Annotated in this window: 3 protein-coding genes; 1 reads left to right on the forward strand and 2 read right to left on the reverse strand. The window is 63.2% G+C overall.

The window, feature by feature from the left end; genetic code table 11:
- Positions 1–1466 (reverse strand): autotransporter outer membrane beta-barrel domain-containing protein (locus R5H29_RS14415; RefSeq protein ID WP_332329341.1); only part of this gene is annotated, 1466 nt, incomplete at its 3' end.
- A 214-nt stretch (positions 1467–1680) separates the two neighbouring features.
- Here R5H29_RS14415 and R5H29_RS14420 point away from each other — a divergent pair.
- On the forward strand, positions 1681–2073 hold the full coding sequence (locus R5H29_RS14420; protein WP_332329342.1) for a hypothetical protein: 393 nt from the start codon (positions 1681–1683) through the stop codon (positions 2071–2073).
- 485 nt (positions 2074–2558) lie between these two features.
- On the opposite strand, the gene R5H29_RS14425 is transcribed toward R5H29_RS14420, so the two are convergent.
- Positions 2559–2772: autotransporter outer membrane beta-barrel domain-containing protein (locus tag R5H29_RS14425; protein ID WP_332329343.1), on the reverse strand; the 214-nt coding region annotated here is incomplete at its 5' end.

Consider the following 2772-nt stretch of genomic DNA (forward strand, 5'->3'; position numbering starts at 1 on the left):
GGCTGCAGGCTCAGCACGGTATTGCCGATCTGGCCGATGCCGAAGCGGTAGCCAGCTTCCAGCGACGACTGCCAGATGTCCGAGTCGTAGCGCTCTTCGGCCAGGCCTTCGCCCTGCACGCGGTTGCGGAACTGGCCGCGCTGCACGCTGGCATCCACATACAGTGCATCGGTGCTCCAGTTGCCGTACACGCCCAGCGCACCGCCGTTGACCTTGCCGCGTGCGCTGTAGCCGGTCAGCTGCGAACGCGAGGTGGCATCGGACTTGGCCAGCGTGCCCATCACGCCCACGCGGCCCTGGCCGTTGTCGAACACGCCGATGTCCGCACCCAGCTGCAGGCGCGAGCGGTCCACGCGCAGGTCCAGCTGGTCTTCCACCACCGACAGCTTGCTCTGCGTGGCATCCACGCGCGCCCAACCGCGCACACCATCCGTTGCGGTGCTGCCCCCCTGGCGGTCACGCATGCCATGGCGCAGCAGCTGGTCCATGGCGAACTGGTTGGCGAGGTAGGCACCGGCTTCCGGGCGCAGCACCGGGGTGGGGTCGATCGGGTCAATGGGATCCACCGGGTCAACCGGATCAATCGGGTCCACGGGTACGCATTCCGGCAGCGCGGGGTCGGCGTCGCACGGATCCGGACCTGCCGGAACCTCCGAGCGCAGGTACCAACCGCCGTTGGTCGCGTCCTTGAACAGAAAGTACTCGTACTGCCCGCCCACCGCGCGGCCCTGCAGGTCGAACTGCGCGTTGGACGCACCGCCGACGCGGATCAGCTCGATGCCCTTGTCGGTCTTGGCGCCTGCGCCGCCGGCATTGAGCACGCGCACGTTGGCCTGGCCGTTGGCACCGCCCTTGATGATCAGCTTGTCGGTGGCCGAGGCATCGTCGCCCAGTTGGGTGTTGAACAGCAGGGTGCCGCCAGCGCCGTCGAAGGTATCAACGGTGAGGGTGTTGAACGTGCTGCCATTGCCGAGTGCAACGGTACCGGTGCTGCCCAGCGCCAGGTGACCGACGTTGCTGTCGCCGGTCATCAGCCAGGTGCTGTCGCTGTCGACGCTGGCCGAGGTGACGTTGATGAAGCGACCGTCGATCTGGGCCTTGTTGCGCAGGAAGACATCGAGCGTGCCAGTGACGCTGGAGGGATCGAAATGAACATTGCCGGCCAGGCGCGCGTCGTCTACGGTGAAAGTAACAGCGGCCTTCGTTCCGCTTGCGCCGAAGTTCTGGACATTCAGCAGGTTGCCGTCGCCACCGCTCAACTGAGCACCATTGGCCACGATGATGTCGTAGTGGGCTTCATCGCCGGTCGGTCGCACCCAGATGGCGGCATTGCGGGCTGACTTCACCAACGAGTCGTCAACGCGGACCGTGATGGGTTGCAGCACGCCGGGGTAAGCTGCCAGCAGGATGCCAGCGTTGTCGGCAAAGATCTCGGATTTGTTACGGATCTCCGCTTGCCCCTGCATCAGCCGCACGCCATGGCCGTTGTTCAGATCGTTTCCAGCAGGCGTTTCTACAACTACGATGGTTGTGCGATCGATAGTCGCACGCGTATTGTCTGAGACATCCCCGAACACACTGAGCAGATCAACGCCGATACTGTAGGCGTCGGTGGGTAGCAGGCCTGTGCCAATCTGTGAGTAGATTATGCTGTTGCTGAGGGTCGCGGTGGAGTCTTTCATGACCTGGATCCCACCCAGAAAAACGCCGCGATTGACTGTCAAGCTGGAAGCGCCATTGAGAATCACCGCAATCGGCGAGCCCGCCACCGGCGCTCGTTCGACCACGCCACCTGAAACCACCACATCGGAATCGACCGCGCTGATCTGGTACGTGTGTCCGCTCAATGTCAGCTTCGATCCGTTCTTCAGCGTCCAGGCTTCAACTGGATCGCGATTGGTCACCTCGGCCTGTTGGTTGTCCAGGTCGCCGCCAAAGGCGACAGCCATCGGTGCGCTGGCCAAGGCCAGCAGCAGGCCACGCGCCAGCGGTCGCAGCGACGGAGTACGGTCGGGTGAATTGCGCATGGTGAGTCCTCGAATTGAAAGCGGATGGGACTACGCACTGCGATGACCTGGATACCCTGTTCAGGTAGATGGCGCATACGCCAACGTTGTGTGAAGGCGGGGTGATCCGGGCTGTTTGCGACAGTCCGTGTCTGGAACGGAGCTCAGTGTTCCAGCCACGCCCAGGCGATCCCATGCAACTTGTTGCAAAGCTCGCTTGACCTCCGGCTTGCAGCTGGGAGCGGTTCAGGCTCGTTCCAGGCAGCTGCACCCAACCGTCGCACCTGCGGTGGAACGCAACGAATTCGATGGTTCCGGGGGGGGGGGCGAGCATATCCGGCACTTTTCCCGAAGCCTCGCCATGCACTTTCCGCTTCCGTGCCCTGCAACTTTGCGCTGGTACTGGCCACCGTGCTTTCCGCCCAATTCAAATCAGTGCACCGTGCGCAGCACGTGGCTTGTGCATGATCTGGCCGAAGATCAGCCGAGCATGGCTCGGCTACAGAAAGCAGAACGGCGCCGAATCTCTCCGGCGCCGTTCTTTCAACTACATCACCACTTGTACGACATGCTCAGGTTTGCAGTGGCTTCGCGGTACCCATGGTCACCGCGCATCACACCAAACCCACCCCACGCACTCAGCCCGGAACGGAAGTCCACGCGCGCGCCGGCATTCAACTCGTAGCGGTTGCGCGGCACGCTGGCCTTCAGTGCTTCATCATCAAACGCCATGCCGTTGCTGGCGCCGTCGCGGTACCAGTTGGCC

Origin of the sequence: Stenotrophomonas sp. A3_2 (genome assembly GCF_036624925.1) — a bacterium.
Lineage (GTDB): Bacteria > Pseudomonadota > Gammaproteobacteria > Xanthomonadales > Xanthomonadaceae > Stenotrophomonas > Stenotrophomonas hibiscicola.